This window comes from Deinococcus deserti VCD115, from assembly GCF_000020685.1.
GTDB classification, from domain to species: Bacteria; Deinococcota; Deinococci; order Deinococcales; family Deinococcaceae; genus Deinococcus; species Deinococcus deserti.
In genome coordinates this window covers 2,778,583-2,799,303 of sequence record NC_012526.1, presented here as the reverse complement: position 1 = coordinate 2,799,303, position 20,721 = coordinate 2,778,583, and the positions used below count along the sequence as shown (strand labels likewise).

Sequence of the window (20,721 nt, the reverse complement as noted above, 5' to 3'; positions counted from 1 at the left end):
CACTGCCCAGACCAGAGGTGATGCACATGCCCGTTCGTATTGTCAGTCTCGCGGCGCACTCCGGCGCCGGAAAAACCACGCTCAGCGAAGCCCTGCTGCACCGGAGCGGGGCCATTTCACGTGCCGGCCGTGTTGAGGACGGCACGACCCAGAGCGACCACAGTGAAGAAGAGCGCCAGCATGGCTTTTCGATCCGTACCGGCGTGCTGCGCCTGCAGCACCGGGACACCAGCATCACCCTGCTGGACACGCCGGGCTTCGCGGATTTCGTGCGTGAGATCCGCGGGGGAATTCGTGCGGCTGACAACGTGATCGTGGTGGTCAGTGCCACAGGCGGGGTCGAGGTCGGTACCGAACGGGTCTGGACCACCGCCGACCGCTTCGGCATGCCGCGCATCGTGGTGCTGGGCAAGATGGACCGGGAGCGTGCGCATTTTGCCGCGACCCTGGCGGACGTGCGTGCCACCCTGCCCGGCCCGACGGTGGCCGCTTACCTCCCGGACGGTGAAGGCCCTGATTTCCGTGGCCTGGTGGACGTGCTGTCCGACGAGGATCAGGTGCCGGACGAGCTGCGCAGCGCCGTGGCTGAGGCCCGCACCGTGCTGACCGACGCCATCGTCGAATCCGACGACGAGCTGATGAACCGGTATCTGGAAGGCGAGGAGATCAGCACAGAGGAACTGCGGGCGGCGTTTTTCCGGGCCGTGCATGCCGGCCAGCTGTACCCGGCCCTGCCGGTCAGCGCCACCACCGGGGTGGGTCTGGACGAACTGCTGGACCTGATGGTTCACGGCCTGCGCAGCGCGGCCGAACGTGGGGACGTGACCGGAGTAGACGGTCAGACCCGTGCGCCCACCCCCGAGGCACCCTTCAGCGCGCGGGTCTGGCGCGTCAGCATGGACCCGTATGTGGGCAAGGTGGCGCACGTCCGGGTCTGGAGCGGCACGCTGCGCGCGGGTGACACGGTGCGCAACACGACCCGGGGCGCCGAGCTGCGTCCCGCCCACCTGTATGTGGCCAGCGGGCGGGAGCTGCAGGAGGTCCCGGAGCTGAGCGCGGGCATGATCGGCGTGCTGACCAAGAGCCCGGACCTGCATACGGGCGATACCCTGGCCGATCCGCAGCACCCGATCGAATACGATCCGCTGGAACTGCCGGACGTGGTGCACACGGTGGCCCTGCACCCGCAGACGCGTCAGGACGAGGACCGTCTGGGAGACGCGCTGGGCAAGCTGCTCGAAGAAGACCCTACGCTGAACTACAGCCGCGAACCGCAGACCGGCGAAATGCTGCTGGGCGGCATGGGCGAGATGCACACCACCATCGCTGTGGAGAAACTCGCGGCGCTGGGGGTCAAGGTGAGCACCACCCCACCGCAGATTCCGTACCGCGAGACCATACGTGCCACAGCGCAGGCCCAGGGGCGGCACAAGAAGCAGTCGGGGGGGCACGGCCAGTTTGGAGATTGTGTGCTGCGGATCCAGCCGGGAAAGGGCTACCTCTTCAGCAGTGCGGTGGTAGGCGGAGCCATTCCCAGCAAGTACCTGCCCAGCATTGAAAAAGGCGTACAGGACGCCATGGTCAAGGGCAGCCTGGCCGGTTTCCCGGTGCAGGACGTGCATGTCACTGTGCTGGACGGCAGCTACCATGAGGTGGACAGCAGCGACCTGGCTTTCCGCATGGCAGGGGCGCTGGCCATGCGCAACGCCCTGGAGCAGGCCCGTCCCGTTCTGCTGGAACCGGTCATGCTGCTGCGGGTCCGGGCCCCGGCGTCCTTTACCGGTGACCTGATGAGTGACCTGCAGACCCGCCGGGCGCGGGTGCAGGGGATGGAGCCCGAAGGCAGTGTCTTTACCATCAGCGCGGTGGTGCCGCAGTCGGAACTGCAGACCTACAACGCTGACCTGCGCAGCATGACCGGTGACCGGGGCGCCTACTCGGTCAAGCCATTCGGCTACCAGGAGGTTCCCGAACATCTGGCCAGAAAGGTCATTGAGGAACGCCGCGCGGCGCAGGTATAAGCGGGCGTGGTGGTCAGGTGGCGTGGAATCAGGTCCAGGCGGTCTGGGTCTCCACCTGCCAGCTGCAGCTGGCAGCTGCGGTCCGTGAAGTCAGAAGATGCGGTTGAGCCACGCAGGCTTTGTCGTCTCAGAGATGTCGGCAGCGCTGGACTTTGACCTCATGTAGGGGCTTCATGTCTCCTTGTGCGCCGACCCCACGCAGGACCATAGGAGGGTTGAGGTCGGTGGCCTGTGGATTGCCTGGAAAGCCTAGGTTCTGCTGCGTCAGGTCAATCCCTCCTGGTGCTTACTTTCTCTGGTGGCCGAATCGGCGTGGTGGTGCAGACCGATGATGCGGCTGAAGTTGATGAGGTCGTCCGCCGGGTTGGGGACGCCAGATACCACGTGATCACTGAGCCTTTCGATGCACCCTGGGGACAGCGCTGCGCCAGCGGTGACCCTGATGGCACACATGTGGACGTGCTTGCCTGGCGGCCTCACTGAGCACCGCTATGCTGCGGCCGTGAGGCTTGCGGCGAGGACGAGCGGGTGAAGGTATGGATCGCGCTGGACGGCGTGGGCCACCCCCTGGACGCTCCGGGCGGCAGCGCCTGGGAGCAGGCACTGCCGACCCTGCGCCCTCTGGTAGACCGTGGCGCGGCACTGGACGCCACTCTTGGCGTGCCGGGCCAGCCCCAGTCCGGGACAGGGCAGAGCTGCTGGCTGACCGGCCAGGATGCGGTGAGGGTCATGGGCGAGCACTTCGGGCCTCACCCTGGGCCGACCTTGCAGCGCCTGCTGGCCCAGCACAGCCTGCCCGTGCAACTGGTTCAGGCCGGAGCGCGCGTGGCGCTGGCCAACCACTATGCTCCGGCGTTTTTTGAGGCGCAGCGCCGCCGTTCGCGTCTGGGATGCTTTCCCTTTTCAATTCAGGCCGCAAGGCTGCCGCTGAACCCACCTGGCCTGCCGCTGGTGCCGGCCTCCTTGGGCCTGGACTACCGCGCGCCCTGGCTGGCACACACCATGAGCCTTTCTGACGTTTCAGCGCTGGGCACAGCCCTGGGAGGCGCAGCCCGTGCCTGGGATCTGCTGATTCTTGACCTGTGGTTCAGTGACCTGCTGGGACATGCAGGCCGCGACCCCACTCCTGTTGAGGTGATGCGGGCTGCCCGGACCTATCTATGCCGGGTCGACGCCCTGATTGAAGGGCTGCTGTCCAGCGGGGCAGAAGTGGTTCTGAGCAGCGATCACGGCAATATGGAAAATCTGCTGATCAAGGCCCATACCCTGGCAAGGGTGCCTCTGGCGGCCTCGTGGACGGACGTGAGGGGTCCCCTCCATGTGGTGCATGGTGGACAGTGGCTGAAAACCTGGATGGGACTTCCCGGAACTGCAGAATTTTGAAATGACTGCATACGGCAGCTCTCCACCTGGGGCTTCGGTCACAAAAAAGCAGCTGAAATGCCGTATGATTTTCCCGATTTGTACGGCTGCCGTGCCAACAACCAGGGCGCCTGCAGCACCACGATAAGCCGCGACCGGAGTTAAAAGTTATCCACAGAGTTATCCACAGGGCTTGTGGACAAGCTGTGGATAAGGTGTCTGTGACGCCAGGGAATCACAAAGAGAAACTCTGTGTGGAACGTCGTGGAAGCGAGCTTTGCGCAGCTGCTCCAATCCCGGGAAAGTTATCCACAGGAAGGCGTTTCACTGTGGATAACTTTGGCCAATTGCCTGTTTTGCCGCTCTCACAAAGGCCCGCACGGCTTCCGGATCCTTGACTCCAGGCTGTACTTCCAGGCGGCTGACAGCGTCCACCCCGGCGGGGCGCAGAACCTGGACAGCCTGCGCCACATTTTGGGGTCCCAGGCCACCGGCCAGCCATGCACCGACCGGAAATTCCGGGCGCAGCCCAGCCCAGTCCAGAGGCTGGCCGCCCCCAGGCTCCGGCGCATCCAGCATCAAGGTCACTTGGCCCGGGCCTCTCCACACGTCCTGCGCTGCCGCCAGATCGGCGGGGCGCAACACACGCAGAACGGGATAATACGCAGCCAGATGCTCCAGGTAAAGACTTGACACCGGGCCATGAATCTGCACCGCCGAGACCCGCGCAGCTTCCGAAAGACGCAGAACCTCGTCCAGGCCTTGATTCAGGAAGACGCCGACCCTTGCCACGGCGGGGCCAACGCTGAGCCCAGCCTCCCGGGCGACCTGAGCCGTGACCAGCCGGCGGCTGACTGGCGCAAAGATAAATCCCAGGGCGTCGGCTCCAGCCTCAGCGCTGAGCACGGCGTCGCGTACGCTGGTGGTGCCGCACACCTTGACCTTCACGGCTGGGCCACCTGCGCTTCCAGCGCTGAGATGCGGGCTTCCAGTTCGCGGTTGCGGCGCAGCAGAGCGAGCAGCAGCAGAGCGTAATGGTCGTAGAGTTTTGGCCGTTCCATGCGCAGCTCACCGGCCATCCAGCCTGCGAGCAGGCGCTCGGCCTCGCGCAGGACTTCACCTTCAGGTACGTCGCGGTAGGAGCGCTCTCCCAAGATCTCGCGCGCGAAATTCAGTTCACGGTCCATGTTGCCTATTGTGCCGCCCCCGCCAGCTGGCCGATGCGAGCCGCTCACTCCGCCTGACATGCTGAACGACATGACCCGGCGCCAGACCTGCCTTCATCTGTGTCTGCACCCGGACGGAAAGCACTTCGCCCGCCTTAGCCTGACCGTCGGGCACACGACCTACTACGGTGAAAATGTGCTGGAGGCTGCGCCATAGAAGCCTATCTCCAGAGCTGGACCGGTTACGCTTCCCCTGCGAAATTGCGGTCCCTGCATGCAGATGCGCTGCGGGCCGCTGAACTGCTGCGGGCACTGGGGTATGTAGACGGCATCCAGCCTTACATGGACGACCCCACCGAGTGGCATGGGGCACACCTGCTGCACCTGCGCCGGCTGCTGCCAGGGAAGCTGGAGTAATTTCCGGACGATCTTCTCCGTTTCCACCGTGGACAGCCTCATCCAGATGCTTTTCCACCACAGGGTATTGCGGCGCCACGTGCCTGCAGGGTCAGATGCGCACGGCTTGTCCCACGGGATAGCTGCACGCCAGCTCCTAACGAGTGTTGATCACGTGCTGTAGGCAGCAGGTTTGACGTACATATACGCCGGGTTCACCCTTTCCCGCTCTCAGAGAGCCCTGTCTCTTTGTTTCACGCCGGTCCGGATCAGATGGGATCAGGCGCCAGACTGCCGGGCCGTGACGTTTCCGTGCCGTGCCCCGCCGCCGGTTCGGTAGACGGCTGATCCAGCGGCGGCAGGGCTCCACCTTCCAGTACTGTCTGCACGTCCTCACCGCTGAGGCTCTCGCGGATCACCAGCTCGTCGGTCAGCCGGTTCAGGACATGTACGTGCTCGGTCAGGAGGGTCACGGCGCGCTCATACTGATCGTTCAGCAGACGCGAGACCTGCTCGTCAATCTGCTGGGCAGTCTGATCGCTGTAGGCAGCGGCCTGCGGACCATAACCCAGATAACCGGCGCTTTCCTGTGCCAGGGCGATCTGACCGACATCACTCATGCCCCATTCGGTGACCATCCGGCGGGCCAGGGCGGTCGCCTGCTGAAAGTCGTTGGCAGCGCCAGTTGTGACCTGCCCGGTGGCCACCTGCTCGGCGGCGTGGCCGGCCAGGGCCACGCACAGCCGGTCCAGGAGCGCCGAGCGGGTGTGGTGCATGCGGTCCTCCGGGGTGTACAGCGCCGAGCCGAGGCTGCGCCCTCGCGGGACCACGGTCAGCTTGTGAACCTTATCGGCATGCGGCAATAACTGGGCAGCGAGGGCGTGACCGACCTCGTGGTAGGCGGTAACCTTACGGTCGGCTTCTCTGACCACCATGCTGCGGCGCTCGGGACCCATCAGCACCCGGTCTCGGGCCTCGTCCACATCCCGTCCCACAATCCGCGTCCGCCCCGCCCGCGCCGCCAGCAGGGCCGCCTCGTTGAGCAGGTTCTCCAGTTCCGCCCCCACCATGCCTGCGGTGCGCCGGGCAATCAGCGAGAGATCCACCGACGGATCGAGTGGTTTCTTGCGGGCGTGGATGCGCAGGATCATCTCGCGGCCCCGCACGTCGGGGGCGTCGACCACCACCTGACGGTCGAAGCGTCCCGGACGCAGCAGCGCGGCGTCAAGGACATCCGGGCGGTTGGTGGCGGCCAGGATGATGACTTCCTGTCCGGAGGCGAAGCCGTCCATTTCCACCAGCAGCTGGTTGAGGGTCTGTTCGCGTTCGTCGTTGCCGCCCTGGACGTTCAGACCGCGTTTGCGGCCCACGGCGTCGATCTCGTCGATAAAGACGATGCAGGGTGCGTGTTTGCGGGCCTGTTCGAACAGGTCGCGTACCCGGGCAGCGCCGACACCGACGAACATTTCGACGAAGTCTGAGCCGGACAGGGAGAAGTACGGTACCCGCGCTTCACCGGCGACCGCCTTGGCGAGAAGGGTTTTGCCAGAGCCGGGGGGACCGACGAGCAGCAGACCGTGGGGAATGCGGGCGCCGAGCTGGTGGTAGCGCTCGGGGTGGCGCAGAAAGTCCACCACTTCCTGGAGGTCCTGTTTGGCTTCGTCGCAGCCGGCCACGTCCGTGAAGTTCAGCTTCACCTGTCCCTCGCTGATCACCGCTGCCTTCGATTTGCCGAACGTGGTGGTGGCGTCCTGCGTGTTTCCCTGGCGGCTGCGCAGCAGAACCATCACCAGTCCGGCAATCAGCGCCAGGGTCAGCAGACCGCTGAGCAGGCTCAGGCCACTCAGGCGGGAAGTTGGTGCGTACTGCACGTTCACGCCTCTGGCCTGCAGGGCTTCAAGCTGCACCGCCGGATCACTGGCCAGCGCCCGGGTCTGATAGGGCTCCCCGTTTTTCAACTGGCCGCGGATCGCTGCGGTGCCGTTCTGAAAGGTCAGGACAGCGCTCTGAACCTCGCCCTGCCTCAGCACCTGCATAAAATCGGAATTGTTCAGGTCCTGCCCGCCCCCGCGTGGCATAACCAGGACAATCACGACCAGCAACACTCCAGCTCCTCCAAGGAGCCCCCAGGCCCAGCGGGGCCAGCTCAAAGGCGGCGCTCCTTGGTCACGGACATGCTCCAGTCTAGAGCTACGCCACAGCCCACAAAGAGGATGGTCTTCACCAATCTCACTGATCTCGGCTCCTCATGTTCCTGATGTACTCTTCACGGTTTCGCAGAAGGCCGGAAAACGAAGTGGTTCTGGAAGACATCAATCAGACTCAACGGGCATACTCGGCGGATGTCGTTTTCGCGCTTTGTTTCCAACCTTCACCTCCGGACCCGCCGACGAACCTCTGCCCGTGGTCTGCTGATCCTCGCCCTGCTGGGCGCTCCGCTGACTGGCACCCCTGTGCTGCGTGCCCAAGCCGCAGTAGCCTCGGTGGGTTCAGTACAGTTGACTTTCACGGTGGATCAGGCCACGGCCTACATCAACGGCGAGACGGTGCGCCTGCAGAACGTCCCGCGCAATGTGGGCGGGCGGAGCATGCTTCCGCTGCGCGAAACGGCCGCGCTGCTGGGCCAGCCGCTCACCACCGGCAACGGGCAGACACAGCTGGGCCGCCTGAGCGTGGACACCAGCCGCCATCAGGTGTCGCTGGCTGGGGTTCCGCAGCCTGCCGGCAACGCGGCCACAGTCGGTGGCGTGCTGTACGTCAGCGTGCGCTCGCTGGCCGACGCCCTCAACGCCAACCTGAGTGCCGCCGACGACTCGGGGCGCACCATGACCCTGACCGCGCTGCGCGAAGGGGGCAACCCACTGGCTCCCCAGGCCCGCTTTTCGACCGACAAGAGCGTTTATGCCCCCGGCGAGCGGGTGATCTATACCGACTACCCCTATGACCCGGACGGCGCCGACATCACAGGACGCCGCTGGACTGGCCGCCAGGACGTGTTCTTCCAGCCGGGCACCTATACCGTCAGCCTGACGGTGACCAACAGCCGTGGGCTGCAGAGCCAGCCGTTTACCCGCACCATCCGGGTGGAAGGCACACCAATCGACACCCCACTGACCTACGGACTCAAGTACGCGCAGCCAGGTGACGCTTTTCCTGACTCCCAGGTGCTGACGTACCCGGCCGCCACCCCTATGGTCGTTCAGGGGCCAAACTATCCGCTGCTGTTCAGTGACAGTCCCGAGGTGCCCAGCCAGAGCGGCGTGCTGTATCAGGACAGCCTCTCAGGCCGCGCGCGCCTGCTGGCCTACCACATGAACGGGCTGGGCCGCCCGGCGCGGCTGTATATCCTGGCGCGCAACCTCGAAAGCAGCGAGGTCGAGGTTCGCACCGAACGTCAGGGTGAAACCGCCCCCACCCGTATCGAGGGTCTGCTGGGCCAGGTCACGCTGCTGGAGTACTTTGCCAGTCTCGGTGGTGCCACGCTGAGCCTGGCGCCGGGACAGACGGCAGCGGTGTATGCCAGCCCAACCCTGAACCCCGGCAGCGGCGTGAACATCATGCAGGACATCAATGCCTCGGGCCGCGTGGAGCTGACCTTCCTGATGCTGGAGGCGAGCCTTCCCCCCACGGCGCAGGTCGCCCAGCAACTGCCCTACCTGCAGCCGGACGGACGTCACGTGCGCGGTACCTTTCCCGGGGCGGTGCGCAGCCTGCGCGTAAATCTGGGAGCCCTGCCCACCCGGATCGTCATTGGGGACGGACAAATGGACCCGGCAATTATTGGCGTTGACGCCCTGACCCGTCAGGCTGTGCGGCTGGCCGGGAATTACGGTGTGCTGTACGACCTGGAGGTCAATGGTGCTAGCGGGACCGCCGTGGCGCTGAGCCCGCGGGGTGGTCTGTACCGCGGCGCCATGAATGTGCAGGACGGTCCGATCAACCAGACCATCAAGTTGCCGCGCACAGGTAATGCTCTGCAGCCGGAACATCCGGTGCTGCTGTGGCGCGCGCAGTCTGACCGTCTGAAGATCGATTTCGTGCCCTCCAGCGGAAGCAACCTCCCGATCAGCCTGGTGTTTTACCGCACCCGGACCCTGCCGGGGTACAGCGGTGGGCTCAAGACCTACCAGCCGTAACAGCGAATCAAAAGAAGATGGCGGGCCTGCATAGGGCCCGCCATCCGTTGTGCTTCAGGAGTGTCGATGGGCTCCAGGGCACGTCAGCACCTCTGCTGCATTGCGGTCCGGGGAAACACCGGAGAGAACACATATTCTACCGTACCGCCACGCAGGATCAGGGTGACGCGGCGCAGCAGCGTGCTTCCACCGGCTTCGAAGGTTGGCAGCCGGAAATTCGGCGGAGAGAGCCTCTCTGTATCCGAGTGGAGCGGGAAGGGGAGGTGCAGCCGCGCAGCGGCCTCCTGCTGCTCTGCCGTGTTCTGGACGCTCAGGCCAAAGCCCCGCGCTCCAGCAGCCTGCAACTCGGCGTGATGTCCCGGAAGGCACAAAGACTGCGGCGAACACCCCCAGGCTCCGAGAATCAGGTCCCGGTCGTCCGGCATGGGGACGCCAGGACGCGCCATGCGCGGATACACACAGAACCGACCTCCCCGGCAAGGCGGAGAGGTCGTGGTTAAGGCCATCGGTTCCTGCCAGGGGCACGGACGGGAGGAAAAGGCCAGCCAGATGCGCGCAGGCGCCGTCATCAGGTGGAACCGGAAGGCTCAGGAACTCGCTTATTCCCTCAGCCTGGGCCAGCTGCAACTCAGTACTCAGTGGCCAGCTGCAGTTCAGTCCTCGCTGTCCTCGTCCTTCTTGCCGCGCTTGTAGGGGCCCTTTTCGTTCCACTTGAGCCGTACGGGCACGCCAGCAAGCTGCAGGTCCTCGCGGATGCGGTTTTGCAGGTAGCCCTCGTAGGCGCGGGTCACGAAGTCGGCGCGGTTGCAGAAGATCGCGAAGGTAGGCGGCGCAGTCTCTACCTGCGTCATGAAGTACATCTTGAGCTTCTTACCGTGGAAGTTCGGCACAGCCTGTCGCATCTGCCAGACTTCCAGCCAGCGGTTGAGTTCACTGGTCGGAATGCGGCTCTGCCACTTGTCGTGCAGTTTCATGGCCTCGGCCAGCATCTCGTGAATGCCGTAATCGTTGATTGCGCTGGTATATACGCGCGGCGCAAAGGAAATATGGTGCAGTTTCTGGTTCAGGTCCTTCTCGGTGCGCTTGAGTTCCTCGTCCGGCACCAGGTCCCACTTGTTGACCACCACGATCACCGGCTTACCGCTCTCGTACGCCAGGTTAGCCAGCTTGAGTTCATGGTCGCCCATGTCGGTCGCGTTCACGACCAGCCAGATCAGGTCACTGCGCTGGATGGCAGCCTGCGAGCGCTGGATAGCGTAGTCCTCGATGGCCGTGTCCGGCTTCTTGCGGATACCGGCGGTGTCCACGAGAACAAAGCGCTGGCCACCGAAATCCCACTCCACATCCAGGCTGTCGCGGGTGGTGCCGGGCTGGTCGGCCACGATGGCGCGGTCGGTGTTGGTGATGGCGTTGAGCAGGCTGGATTTGCCCACGTTGGGCCGCCCGATCAGCGAGATGCGGATGGGCGCAACTTCCGGCACGTCCTCGTCGTCGGCCGGCAGGTGGGTCATGACGCGGTCGAGCAGTTCGTCCAGGCCCCGGGCGTGCTCAGCGCTGATGGCCACGGGGTCGCCGAAGCCCAGGCCCCACAGTTCGGCCAAATAAACCTCATGCTTGGGGCTGTCGATCTTGTTGGCCACCACGATCACGGGTTTGCCAACGCGGCGCAGCCAGTCGGCCACCTCGTAGTCGGCGGCGCTCAGGCCCTCGCGGGGGTCGAGAACAAAGACCACGGCCTGCGCGCCTTCCATGGCCCACTCGGCTTTCTCGCGGATGGCGGCTTCCCACTCGTCGCCGCTCCACAGGCCACCGGTGTCCACCAGGGTAATGCGGTGGTTGTGGTACAGCATCAGCCCTTCCTTGGCGTCGCGGGTGACGCCGGGGAAGTCAGCGACCACGGCTTCGCGGCGGCCGATGAGGCGGTTGAACAGGCTGGATTTGCCAACGTTGGGTCGGCCGACAATGGCAACTTTATGCATGAGAAGCCTCCACACCCGTCAGGGTGGCGAGCAGGTCGGGTGAAAGAGGCGGCGCCCAGACAGAAGCCTGAAGGCGCACCCGGCACACGTGGGCCGGTAGACGGAAGTCTAGGTGCATGAAAGACGCTCCTTTACGGTGTCGCGACTACCCCGGCGTCAGGGGCGAACGCGCCGATGCCCGCCGTCACGGTGACAGCCCGGGCCATAGAAGAAAAAGCATAGCTCACCTGGGTGGGCAGGGGATGAGCAGGAAAAAGGCACGGGCCCGTCAGAACCTTCAGGCCTGGTCTGAAATTGGAGAGTGCGCTGATGGCAGAGCATGGGAAAGGTCCAGTCGTGCGGAGGCTGAGACTGCTGGCTGCTGCACTCAAGGGAATCTTCCGGTTCAGGCCTGGCTGTCAATCTGACCTTCCTTACCGGAACTGTCTGTAGAGCGTAAAACGGAGAGGAGCATGACTTCGCCACAGCGTTGAGCAGCCTCTGAAGCAAGGCTGGCAGCGCGAAAACAGTCTTTCGATTCTTGCCTCGAGATTATGTTTTTAGCATAATCTATGCTATACTTTTACGTATGAAGAGCCTTCCTAACACCCTTGACTTTGGCAACGTCAGGCTGCCCGTCAGTGCGGACGGCCTGCTGCACGCCACGACCGCCCTGGCCCATCTGGGCCTCGAAACTCCCGAACAGTGGGACGAGTTTGCCCACACCCATCAGCTCACCAGCCCCCTGCGCGACTTCGGGGCCGGTCCCGAGCCCACCCTGCACCCCGACGAGTTCACCCGTCTGGCCTTTGTCCTCGACACCATTGAGGCCAGACGCTGGCGCAAGCGCGCTCAGACCCTGCTGTCGCGCGCCATGCAGGGCGACGTGCGCCTGAGCGCCCAGATAGCCGAGCGCAACCCCGACCCCGAAGCCCGGCGCTGGCTGGCCGCCCGCCTGGAAAGCACCCATGCCCGGCGTGAACTGCTCAGCACCGTCTCGCGTCACGGCGGTTCCGGACAGGTTTACGGTCAGCTGGGCAGCATCAGCAACCGCAGCGTCCTGGGCACGGACAGCGCGACCATCCGCCGCGAGCGTGGGGTCAAGCAGACCCGCGACGGCCTGAACAGCACCGAACTGCTGCGCATGGCCTACCTGGACACTGCCACCGCCCGCGCCATTCAGGAACACGGCGCGCATGGCAACGCTGCGATTCTGCGCGTGCACGAGCAGGTGGCCCGCCGCGAACGCCTCGGCTGGGAGATGCCACTGACCACCCAGACCGGTTAAAGTCTCTGAGCCAGGCCCCTGCCCCCACCGGCGGGGGCCTTCTTTGTTGTACCGCCCTCATCCGCGCCCGCTAGAATCGCACGTGTGCCGTCCATCCTGACCCGCTTCGTGCTGCGCGAGGTGCTGCGCTGGTACGCGGCGGGCGCTGCGCTGTTCCTGACCCTGCAGATGACGGATGTGCTCAGTACCACCGTGGCCAAACTGCTGACCTATGATCCGCCGCTGTGGAAGGCCGTGGCGGCGTTCGGCGCTATTCTGCCGACCATTCTGAACCGCACCCTGGTCCTGGCGGTACCGTTTGCCATTCTGCTGGCCTTTTCCCGCATGCAGCGCGACAGCGAGTTCAAGGCCATCCTGGCGGCCGGAGTGCGGCCCCTGAGTCTTGTGTGGCCGCTGCTGGCACCCTTCGCTGTGGTGGGGCTGATTGCCGGATATAACGCCGGCACCCTGGTGCCGGCCGGGCTTAAACAGTGGGACCGTGCGTGGTACCGCATTTACGAGCAGACGCCGCCCCCGCCCACCCAGGAGCACTACACCTTTGCTCCGGCCGGTGCGCTGTACTACGCCAGCCGGATAGTAAACGCCAAAGGAGGCGACCGCGCCGAACTGACCGGCGTGATGGTGCAGCGCGGCGAGGAAACCCTGACGGCGACCAGTGGGGTCTGGGACGCCAAGGCACGGACCTGGACCCTGCAGAACGCCTGGGTGGTGCGCCCCGGTCAGCCTCCCCGTCAGAAAACCGGAGCCCTGGTGCTGCCACAGCGCGACACACTGCAACCCCCACCTGCCGAGGGCAAGCAGCTCAGTAATGCCCAGCTGCGCGCAGGACTCAAGCGGGAGCTCAGCCCCGCCCAGCGCCGGGATTACCAGTATCAGCTGGCCACACGGGTGGCTGATCCGGTCACGCCAGTGGTGTTTGCGCTGGCCGCCGGCGCCCTGGGCCTGCTGATCCGCAGCCGGGCCACGGCTTTCGCGGCCGTGCTGGTGTTCATCGCCTCCTTTTACATCCTGTGGTCCACCGCGCCGCAACTGGCCCGGGCCGGCGCCATGGATCCCGCCCTGGCCGCGTGGCTGCCCAACCTGACATTCCTGCTGCTGGCAGGCGTGCTCGCCTGGAGGCTCAGATGAACCTGGGCTGTTTACGGGGACCGGCGTGAAGCGTTTCGAGCGCTATGTCCTCGCTGAGATCCTGCCGCTGCTGGTCGGAGCGCTGGCTTCCGTCATCGTGCTGTTTGTGCTGGCAGCATTGCAGGAAGTGATTGCGCCGCTGCTCGCCAAGGGGGCCCGGCCCCTGCTGGTGGCCCGCGTGCTGGCGCTCAATGTTCCGGAAGCCGCCGCGCGTGCGCTGCCGATCGCGCTGATGTTTGCCACCCTGCTGGGCCTTTCGCGCCTGAGCAGCGACTCGGAACTCAAGGCCGCGCTGGCCAGCGGAATTCCGGCTCGCCGGCTGTACCGGCCCGTGCTGCTGCTGGGCCTGGGAGTCACGGTGCTGGCCTTTCTGATCGGAGAGGGTCTGCTGCCCCGTACCAAGATCGAGGAGCGCAAGGTCAAGCAGGAAATCGTGTTCGACAATCCCCGTGTTATTGGGCTGGGCGCGCAGGAACCGGGCGGGCAGAGCCTGGTGCTGCGCGACGCGCTCGGCCGCGCAATCAGTGTGGGAGAAGTCAGGGCCGGCGGCGAACTGCGCGATCTGCGGATCGTGACCATGCAGGGCGGGTCGGTGCCGCGCGAGGTGATCACCGCCCGGGAAGGCCGCCTGAAATCCGGCAGCAATGTGCTGGAACTTCAGGGCGGCCAGCGTGTCACCTATCAGGATGGCCGCCCCGTCACCATCCTGAGCTTCGAGCGCGGCACGCTGCCGGTTCAGGACGTGCAGGCTGACCTGGACACGGGCGGCAAGGCGCTGAAGGCCAACTATCTGCCGCTTCGGGAGCTGCTGGCGCGCACCAACTCCTACCGCCAGCAGCACATCCAGGCGCCCGCGGAGTTCACTGCGCTGCACCAGAAGTTCGCCGAGCCGCTCGCAGCCCTGGCGCTGGCTTTTTTTGCCGTGAGTCTGGCCGTGTTTACCTTCCAGAGTGGCCGTGACCTCGGGCTGGTGTGGGCGCTGCTGCTGGCCTTCGCGTACTACGCCACCTGGAGCGTGTTCCGGATCATGGGCGAGAACGGCGCGATTCCAGGTGTGCTGGCGGCCTATGCCCCCGACCTGATTGCGGTTGTGGCGGGAGCAGTGCTGCTGAAACTGGCTGGGCGCCGTTAGGCGGGAGTTGAACAAGTGCGGAGGCAGCGGTACGGCAAACCACCGGTCAGGCTGTTCGCTGGAGCCAGCCTCTGCGTCAGAGGAATGCTGAGTGCAGAGCTGCACGGCAATATTGACTGCAGGGTGAAGCAAACCTGAAACGAACAAGCTGAAGGTGTGGAGCCTTTTGGTGTGTGGAGGCCAGCACACCACACCTGACCTTCCTGTTCCAGAACTCAGGTCAGCTGCACATGAACACTTCCCAGCCGGGATGCGCTGGTATCCATTCCTTCGTCTCCCTATTCTGTCGGCAACATGACTTCTTCTCCCATCACCGGGCGCCGGGCGCTCCTGGCTGCTGCCGGGCTTGGCGCGGCTGCCCTTGCGGCCCGTCAGGCTTCCCGACCTGCCCCCACCCCGCACGAGGTTCGTGACGCCAGCCTGCGTTTGCTGGGTACCGTCCTCCCCGACAAACGGGCCTTTGAGCTGGTGCTCTGGGACGGCACAGTGCTGCTAGGGGGGCAGACTCCGCCGCGGGCCCGACTGATACTGAACAGTGATCAGGCGCTGGGACGAATGATGAGGTTACCGGTGGATCTTGCCCTGGGCGAGGCGTACCTGCGCGGCGACTTCGAGATCGAGGGAGATATCGGCGCGGTTGCAGGACTGGCGGACGATTTTGAAGGCTCCTTTTCAGCGGCGGCACTGGCGACCATGGCCCGGGACGTGCAGCTTCTGCGCCGGCATGCGGGCGCCGCGCCAGCTCCGGTGACAGCAACCCTGGAAGGACCGCAGCACAGCCGTGAACGCGACCGGCAGGCCATCACGTATCACTACGACGTGTCCAACGACTTCTACAAACTGTGGCTGGACCAGCGCATGGTGTACTCCTGCGCCTATTTCCCCACGGGGCAGGAAACGCTGGATCAGGCGCAGGAAGCCAAGCTCGATTACATCTGCCGGAAACTGCGCCTGCAACAGGGTGAGCGTCTGCTCGACATCGGCTGCGGCTGGGGTGGCCTGGCCATCTACGCGGCGCAGAAGTACGGCGTGCAGGTGCTGGGCGTGACCCTCAGCGAAGCGCAGCTGCATGAGGCGCGTGCACGGGTGGCGGCCGCAGGTCTGGAAGGTCAGGTCACCCTGGAATTGCGTGATTACCGCGACGTGCTGGCCAAAGGCGAGGGGGCCTTTGACAAGATCAGCAGCATTGGCATGGCCGAGCACGTGGGACGCAAGAACATGCCCACGTACTTCCGTGCGGCCTACGCGGCCCTGAAGCCCGGCGGGCTGATGCTCAACCACGCCATCGGCGACGGACTGGGACAGGCGCGGGTGCCCATGTGGCTGCAAAGTGGCAATTTCGCGCGCAAATACGTATTCCCAGACGGGGAGCTGCTGCCGGTGTGGGAGACCCTCAAGCATGCCTCGGAAGCACTGTTCGAGGTGCGGGACGTGGAGAACCTGCGCGAACACTATGCCCTGACGGTGGGTCACTGGGCAGCCAACCTGGAACAGCACCGTGAAGAGGCCCTGGCTGCCCTGGGCACAGAGCGGTTCCGCCTGTGGCGCATCTACCTGGGCGCCTGCGGGTACTACTTCCAGAAAGGGCACCTGACCCTGTTTCAAAGCCTGCTGGCCAAGCCGGATGCAGAACGCAGCGCGCATCTGCCCCTGAGCCGTGCGGACCTGTACAGCTGAAAGGCGGGTGACTGCCTGAAACCCTGCACAGGGTAGGAGCGTTCCAGGCAGGTTGCTGAGCCGCAGTTTCGCAGCCCTGCCACAGTTGCAGTCTTAAAAAGGCGAACGTTGGACCAGCTTCTGTCCTCCTTGACCAACCGAGCCGGTCACATTCAGCCTCAGTACAGGACGTCGCCTCCCGATTTCAGTGCGTAGTGAACGCGCCGCAATGCTACCCCCTAAGCACGGGAGAGAGGCTCCCCGCGTGCGAGCCGGTCGAGGGCCAGGGCGTGCAGCGCCATGCGGTGTGGCGCACCCGTATTCAGGCTGCTGACATACTCGAACGTCACCTGCGGCCCAAGGTCATCGACGAGGGCATCGAGGCGTTCCAGCGAACTGGATTTGCGCCGGCCCCGGTGGATCAGGGCCTCGTCGTAACGCCGGACATGGAACATATGGTCGCTCTGCACGTGGAAGCGCGTGTACCCAAGGACCCGGGCGTGCGCCAGGGCCATCCGGATGGCCTCACGTTCCGCGAGCTCTTCGTGACCGGTCACGCCCCGCAGGCTCAGGGCATACGGCTGGTCGTTCAACTGGTAACCCAGACTCAGGGCGCCCGTCTGTTTGTCAGCGCTGCCGTCCGTGCGGACCGTGACCTCCGGGCCGCTCACCGGATGCCGGGCCTGCAAAATCTGCCGGGCTGCCGTGGTCAGCTGCTGACCTGAGGCAAGCTCTGCGAGTGCCACGGCAAGGGCGGCCGCCTGCCTGGCCCGGAGGTCTGGCTGGGCGCCCGGTCGCAGCTCCCTGAAGCCCAGGGCCGCTGCATGACGCTGCGCCAGAATCTGCGCGGACACACCAGCAAGAGCAGGGAAACCGTAGGGCACGCTGTCCAGCACGTATCCCAGACCTCCAGGCACGTTCACGGCGCTCAGGCAGGTCTGCTGATGCCGGGGAACGCTGATGTGGTCACCGGGGCTGGAGTCAGCCATTCCTCATGCTAAAGGCAGCGCGGTGGGTCCCGGTGACTCAGAGGGGGCAATCTGGTTAAGCATCGCGCCCCTGCGTTGCCTGAATGGCCGTCAGGGCGATCGTGAACACGATGTCATCGACCAACGCGCCGCGCGACAGGTCGTTGACCGGCTTGCGCAGTCCCTGCAGCATGGGCCCCACTGCCACCACCCCGGCGCTGCGCTGCACGGCCTTGTAGGTGGTGTTCCCGGTGTTCAGGTCCGGGAAGATAAATACCGTGGCCCGTCCGGCCACCGGGGAATTCGGTGCTTTCTGCTGGCCCACGTTCAGCACCGACGCCGCGTCGTACTGAAGAGGACCGTCCACCAGAATGTCCGGGTGCCGCTCGCGCACCAGCCGGGTGGCCTCCTTGACCTTCTCCACGTCCTCGCCGCTGCCGCTCTCGCCGGTGCTGTAGGACAGCATGGCCACCCGCACCGGAATCCCGAAGGCCCGGGCACTTTCGGCACTTTGCAGGGCAATGTCGGCCAGTTCCTGGGCGTTGGGGTTGGGATTGATGGCGGCGTCGCCGTACACCAGCACCTGCTCGGGCATCAGCATGAAAAAGATGCTGCTGACCAGCTGCGCGCCGGGCGCGGTCTTGATCAGCTGAAGCGCCGGGCGCACGGTGTTGGCGGTGGTGTGCACCGCACCGGATACCAGTCCGTCTACCTCGTCCAGCGCCAGCATCATGGTGCCCAGTACCACCGTGTCTTCCAGCTGTGCTTCAGCCTGGGGGGCAGTCAGGCCCTTGTGGCGCCGCAGTTCAACCATGGGTTCCACGTACCGCCCCCGGATGCTGTCGGGGTCCAGCACTTCCAGGCCCTCGGGCAGGCTCAGGCCCTGGCCCTCGGCCACCTGCCGCACCCTGTCGGGTTTGGCCAGCAGCACGCAGCGGGCAATACCTTTTTCAATGCAGCGGATGGCTGCCCTCACGGTCCGTGGCTCGTCGCCCTCTGGCAGCACGATGCGCTTGTTTGCTGCGCGGGCCTTCTGAATCAGTTCGTAGCGGAAGGCACTGGGCGGCAGCCGGCGTTCGCGGCCTTCTTGCGGCGTGCGCAGCCGTGTGCCCAGTGGAACAGTGTCGAGCCGGTCAGCAATAAACTCCAGCATGCGGTCCATGCGCTCGGTGTCGTCGTGAGGTACGCGCGGGTCCATGCGTGAGAGATTCGAAGCCGTGTGAAACGAGTTGGTGGCCACCCGCAGCACCGGCAGGTTGCTGCTCAGCGCCGCGCGGCACAGCCGCTCAATGCTGTCTTCAGGAGCGCTACCGGAGGTGAACATCAATCCTGCCAGGGGTACGCCACTGAGGTGCGCCAGTGAAGCGGCCATCACCACATCTTCCCGGTCACCGGGCGTGACCACCAGGGCGCCGGGTGTAAATAAGCTGGCCATCTTGGGTACGGTCCTGGCAGTGACCACCGTGCTGGTGACACGGCGGAGGCGGGCTTCGCCCTCATTGATTACCTCGGCTCCCAGATAGCGGGCGACGTCCAGCGTGCGCGGCGCAGCCAGACCAGGGGAGACCGACACCACACCCAGCAGCGGCAGTTCACCGCTGGCCAGCACCCGGCTGCGGGCACGCAGCTCAGCCATCAGGCTGCCGAAATCCAGCTCGGTGGGCGCGAAATTTAGGACGTAACCCGCCAGCCCGCTTCCATCGCTGCGGCGGTAGGACTGCGCGGCAATTTCCAGTTCGTCGGCCAGGACCCCCGGTGTCACTTCCGAGAGGCTCGACACCAGCACCGTCTCGGCCTCCAGGTTGCGCGCCAGACTGGCGTTGAGGGCGCCGGCGTACAGATTGCGCTCGTTCAGGGCCAGACCCTCGGCGATCAGGACATCCGTGGCCACTCCGTCTGGCCCGGTCAAACTGGCTTCCCGAGCGAGGGCGATGACGTTTTCCATCAGTTCCTCGCTGCCGCCGAGGCTGAGCTGCTCTTCGGCGACTGCCAGAGGAATAGGTTCAGGCGTCACCGCATGAGCCAGCACGCGCGCGAAATGGACGCTGTCATCAGTGTCGGCCTCGTGGGTCTGGGCGATGGGCTTGAGGAAGGCCACCTTGAGGCCCTGGCGCTCCAGGGCACGCATCAATCCCAGCGCTGTGCTGGACAGACCCACGCCGTTGCGGGTGGGCGCGACAAAAAGGGTTTTCATGCCTGATCTCCTGTCTGTGCGGCCAGCACCTGCCGGGTCTGGCGCGCGATGCTCAGTTCCTCGTTGGTATTGACCACCAGCGCCGGGACGCTGCCAGCCGCCGAGATCAGTCCGGGCTGACCCCGGACGGCCTGCGCGTTGGCCTGCTGGTCCAGCCTGAAGCCCAGCACCCCCAGCCGCTCCAGCGTGGCTGCCCGGATGGTGGCGCTGTTCTCGCCGATGCCGCCGGTAAACACCAGGGCGTCCAGGTGGCCCAGCGCGACTGCCATGCCTGCGACACCCTTGGCCAGCCGGTACACGAAAGCGGCAACCGCCAGGCGCGCGCCGGTATGCCCGCGCCCGGCTGCGGCTTCCAGTTCACGCATGTCGCTTCCCAGCCCGCCGGACAGACCGCTCAGTCCGCTTTCCTTGTTCAGGGCGGCTGTGACCTGGGTCAGGCTCAGCCCCGCCTGACGGGCCATGAATTCGTGTAGGCCAGGGTCCACATCTCCGCTCCGGGTGCCCATGATCAGGCCTTCAAGCGGTGTGAGGCCCATGCTGGTGTCTATGCTGCGCCCACCCTGGACCGCCGCCACGCTGCAGCCGTTGCCCAGGTGAGCAGTCACTAGATTCAGCGCGTCCAGTGGCATTCCCAGCATCCGGGCCGCCTCTGCAGCCACATAGGCGTGGCTGGTGCCGTGAAACCCGTAGCGCCGCACGCCATGCTGGGCATACCAGGATTCAGGCACCGCGTAACGGAAGGCGACATCCGGCATGGTCTGATGAAACGCGGTATCAAACACCGCCACATGAGGCAGCTGGCCAAAAGCCTCCTGAGCCGCTTCGATCCCAGCGATGTTCGCAGGGTTATGTAGCGGCGCCAGAGGAACGCATGCGCGGATGGCCGCCATCACTTTGGCGTCAATAAGTGCTGGCGCGCTGAAGCGTTCACCACCGTGGACCACGCGGTGCCCCACGGCGCGGACCTGCTCGCGGACCCCCAGGGCACCGAGTTCGGCACGCACGACCTCGAAGGCCCCGGCGTAGCTGCCGTCCGGAACCGGCACGCTGCGCCTGTTCTCACCGCGGCTGAGGGTCGCCACGGCACCGGTTGATCCCAGTCGCTCGGCCAGACCGGAGAGCAGCGTCAGATTTGCGGAAAGGTCCAGCAGCGCAAACTTTACGCTGCTGGATCCGCAATTCAGGACCAGGGTCAACATCTGCCTATTGTGACCGGAAGAGTGCCGGTCAAGAGCGTGAAACAGGCAAAGCTGCGCTCATAGGCTCCCTGCAGGTTCCTGGCCTTTCAGTTGACGCACCGCTCTGCGAACGTTGCA

18 protein-coding genes are annotated in these 20,721 nt (G+C 65.2%); 10 read left to right on the top strand and 8 right to left on the bottom strand.

Annotated elements, in window-relative coordinates; translation table 11 throughout:
- Positions 1-26 precede the first annotated feature (26 nt).
- The 3 genes from DEIDE_RS13335 to DEIDE_RS13325 all read left to right on the top strand — a co-directional run bounded on the left by DEIDE_RS13335 (position 27) and on the right by DEIDE_RS13325 (position 3,404).
- On the top strand, positions 27-2,021 hold the full coding sequence (locus tag DEIDE_RS13335; RefSeq protein WP_012694491.1) for an elongation factor G: 1,995 nt from the start codon (positions 27-29) through the stop codon (positions 2,019-2,021).
- 282 nt (positions 2,022-2,303) lie between these two features.
- Complete coding sequence (locus DEIDE_RS19120) at positions 2,304-2,504, top strand: VOC family protein (protein WP_162485473.1); 201 nt, start codon at positions 2,304-2,306, stop codon at positions 2,502-2,504.
- Positions 2,505-2,549: 45 nt separating this feature from the next.
- Positions 2,550-3,404: a hypothetical protein gene (locus DEIDE_RS13325; RefSeq protein ID WP_012694490.1), complete on the top strand. Its 855-nt coding sequence runs from the start codon at positions 2,550-2,552 to the stop codon at positions 3,402-3,404.
- Between the two features lie 303 nt (positions 3,405-3,707).
- On the opposite strand, the gene DEIDE_RS13320 is transcribed toward DEIDE_RS13325, so the two are convergent.
- Both DEIDE_RS13320 and DEIDE_RS13315 read right to left on the bottom strand, forming a co-directional pair.
- Entirely contained in the window at positions 3,708-4,331 is a 624-nt protein-coding gene (locus DEIDE_RS13320) for a phosphoribosylanthranilate isomerase (protein ID WP_012694489.1), read from the bottom strand.
- Positions 4,328-4,570 (bottom strand): hypothetical protein, encoded by a 243-nt coding sequence (locus tag DEIDE_RS13315; RefSeq protein ID WP_012694488.1) that lies wholly within the window; start codon positions 4,568-4,570, stop codon positions 4,328-4,330. Before DEIDE_RS13315 ends, DEIDE_RS13320 begins: the two co-directional genes overlap by 4 nt.
- A gap of 70 nt (positions 4,571-4,640) precedes the next feature.
- Between DEIDE_RS13315 and DEIDE_RS19780 the strand changes: the two genes are divergently transcribed.
- A complete protein-coding gene (locus tag DEIDE_RS19780) occupies positions 4,641-4,766 on the top strand; it encodes a hypothetical protein (protein ID WP_275040567.1) in 126 nt (41 codons plus the stop codon).
- Positions 4,767-4,810: 44 nt separating this feature from the next.
- Positions 4,811-4,966 carry a hypothetical protein gene (locus DEIDE_RS19115; RefSeq protein WP_162485472.1) on the top strand — a complete coding sequence of 52 codons (156 nt, stop codon included), beginning with the start codon at positions 4,811-4,813 and terminating at the stop codon, positions 4,964-4,966.
- Between the two features lie 248 nt (positions 4,967-5,214).
- On the opposite strand, the gene ftsH is transcribed toward DEIDE_RS19115, so the two are convergent.
- Positions 5,215-7,095 carry an ATP-dependent zinc metalloprotease FtsH gene (gene ftsH, locus DEIDE_RS13310; RefSeq protein ID WP_012694487.1) on the bottom strand — a complete coding sequence of 627 codons (1,881 nt, stop codon included), beginning with the start codon at positions 7,093-7,095 and terminating at the stop codon, positions 5,215-5,217.
- 192 nt (positions 7,096-7,287) lie between these two features.
- Here ftsH and DEIDE_RS13305 point away from each other — a divergent pair, with 192 nt between their 5' ends.
- A complete protein-coding gene (locus tag DEIDE_RS13305) occupies positions 7,288-9,081 on the top strand; it encodes a stalk domain-containing protein (RefSeq protein WP_162485471.1) in 1,794 nt (597 codons plus the stop codon).
- Positions 9,082-9,164: 83 nt separating this feature from the next.
- On the opposite strand, the gene DEIDE_RS13300 is transcribed toward DEIDE_RS13305, so the two are convergent.
- Both DEIDE_RS13300 and der read right to left on the bottom strand, forming a co-directional pair.
- Positions 9,165-9,539: a thioredoxin domain-containing protein gene (locus tag DEIDE_RS13300; protein ID WP_202796667.1), complete on the bottom strand. Its 375-nt coding sequence runs from the start codon at positions 9,537-9,539 to the stop codon at positions 9,165-9,167.
- 195 nt (positions 9,540-9,734) lie between these two features.
- Positions 9,735-11,060, bottom strand: coding sequence for a ribosome biogenesis GTPase Der (gene der, locus DEIDE_RS13295; protein ID WP_012694484.1), 1,326 nt, complete (start codon positions 11,058-11,060; stop codon positions 9,735-9,737).
- A 568-nt stretch (positions 11,061-11,628) separates the two neighbouring features.
- On the opposite strand from der, the gene ddrC reads away from it, so the two are divergent.
- The 4 genes from ddrC (at position 11,629) to DEIDE_RS13275 (ending at position 16,264) form a co-directional block, all read left to right on the top strand.
- Positions 11,629-12,327, top strand: a complete 699-nt coding sequence (ddrC, locus tag DEIDE_RS13290) for a DNA damage response protein DdrC (protein WP_012694483.1) — start codon at positions 11,629-11,631, stop codon at positions 12,325-12,327.
- Between the two features lie 84 nt (positions 12,328-12,411).
- On the top strand, positions 12,412-13,455 hold the full coding sequence (locus DEIDE_RS13285; RefSeq protein ID WP_012694482.1) for an LptF/LptG family permease: 1,044 nt from the start codon (positions 12,412-12,414) through the stop codon (positions 13,453-13,455).
- Between the two features lie 25 nt (positions 13,456-13,480).
- A complete protein-coding gene (locus DEIDE_RS13280; RefSeq protein ID WP_012694481.1) occupies positions 13,481-14,587 on the top strand; it encodes an LptF/LptG family permease in 1,107 nt (368 codons plus the stop codon).
- 294 nt (positions 14,588-14,881) lie between these two features.
- Positions 14,882-16,264, top strand: a complete 1,383-nt coding sequence (locus DEIDE_RS13275) for an SAM-dependent methyltransferase (protein WP_012694480.1) — start codon at positions 14,882-14,884, stop codon at positions 16,262-16,264.
- A 218-nt stretch (positions 16,265-16,482) separates the two neighbouring features.
- Here DEIDE_RS13275 and DEIDE_RS13270 read toward each other — a convergent pair whose 3' ends face one another.
- From DEIDE_RS13270 to DEIDE_RS13260, 3 genes are read right to left on the bottom strand one after another with little or no spacing between them, the layout of a single operon-like run.
- Entirely contained in the window at positions 16,483-17,232 is a 750-nt protein-coding gene (locus tag DEIDE_RS13270) for a hypothetical protein (protein ID WP_041227287.1), read from the bottom strand.
- 55 nt (positions 17,233-17,287) lie between these two features.
- Positions 17,288-19,405 (bottom strand): phosphate acetyltransferase, encoded by a 2,118-nt coding sequence (gene pta / locus DEIDE_RS13265; RefSeq protein WP_012694478.1) that lies wholly within the window; start codon positions 19,403-19,405, stop codon positions 17,288-17,290.
- Positions 19,402-20,604, bottom strand: a complete 1,203-nt coding sequence (locus DEIDE_RS13260; protein ID WP_012694477.1) for an acetate kinase — start codon at positions 20,602-20,604, stop codon at positions 19,402-19,404. Before DEIDE_RS13260 ends, pta begins: the two co-directional genes overlap by 4 nt.
- Positions 20,605-20,721: the final 117 nt, after the last annotated feature.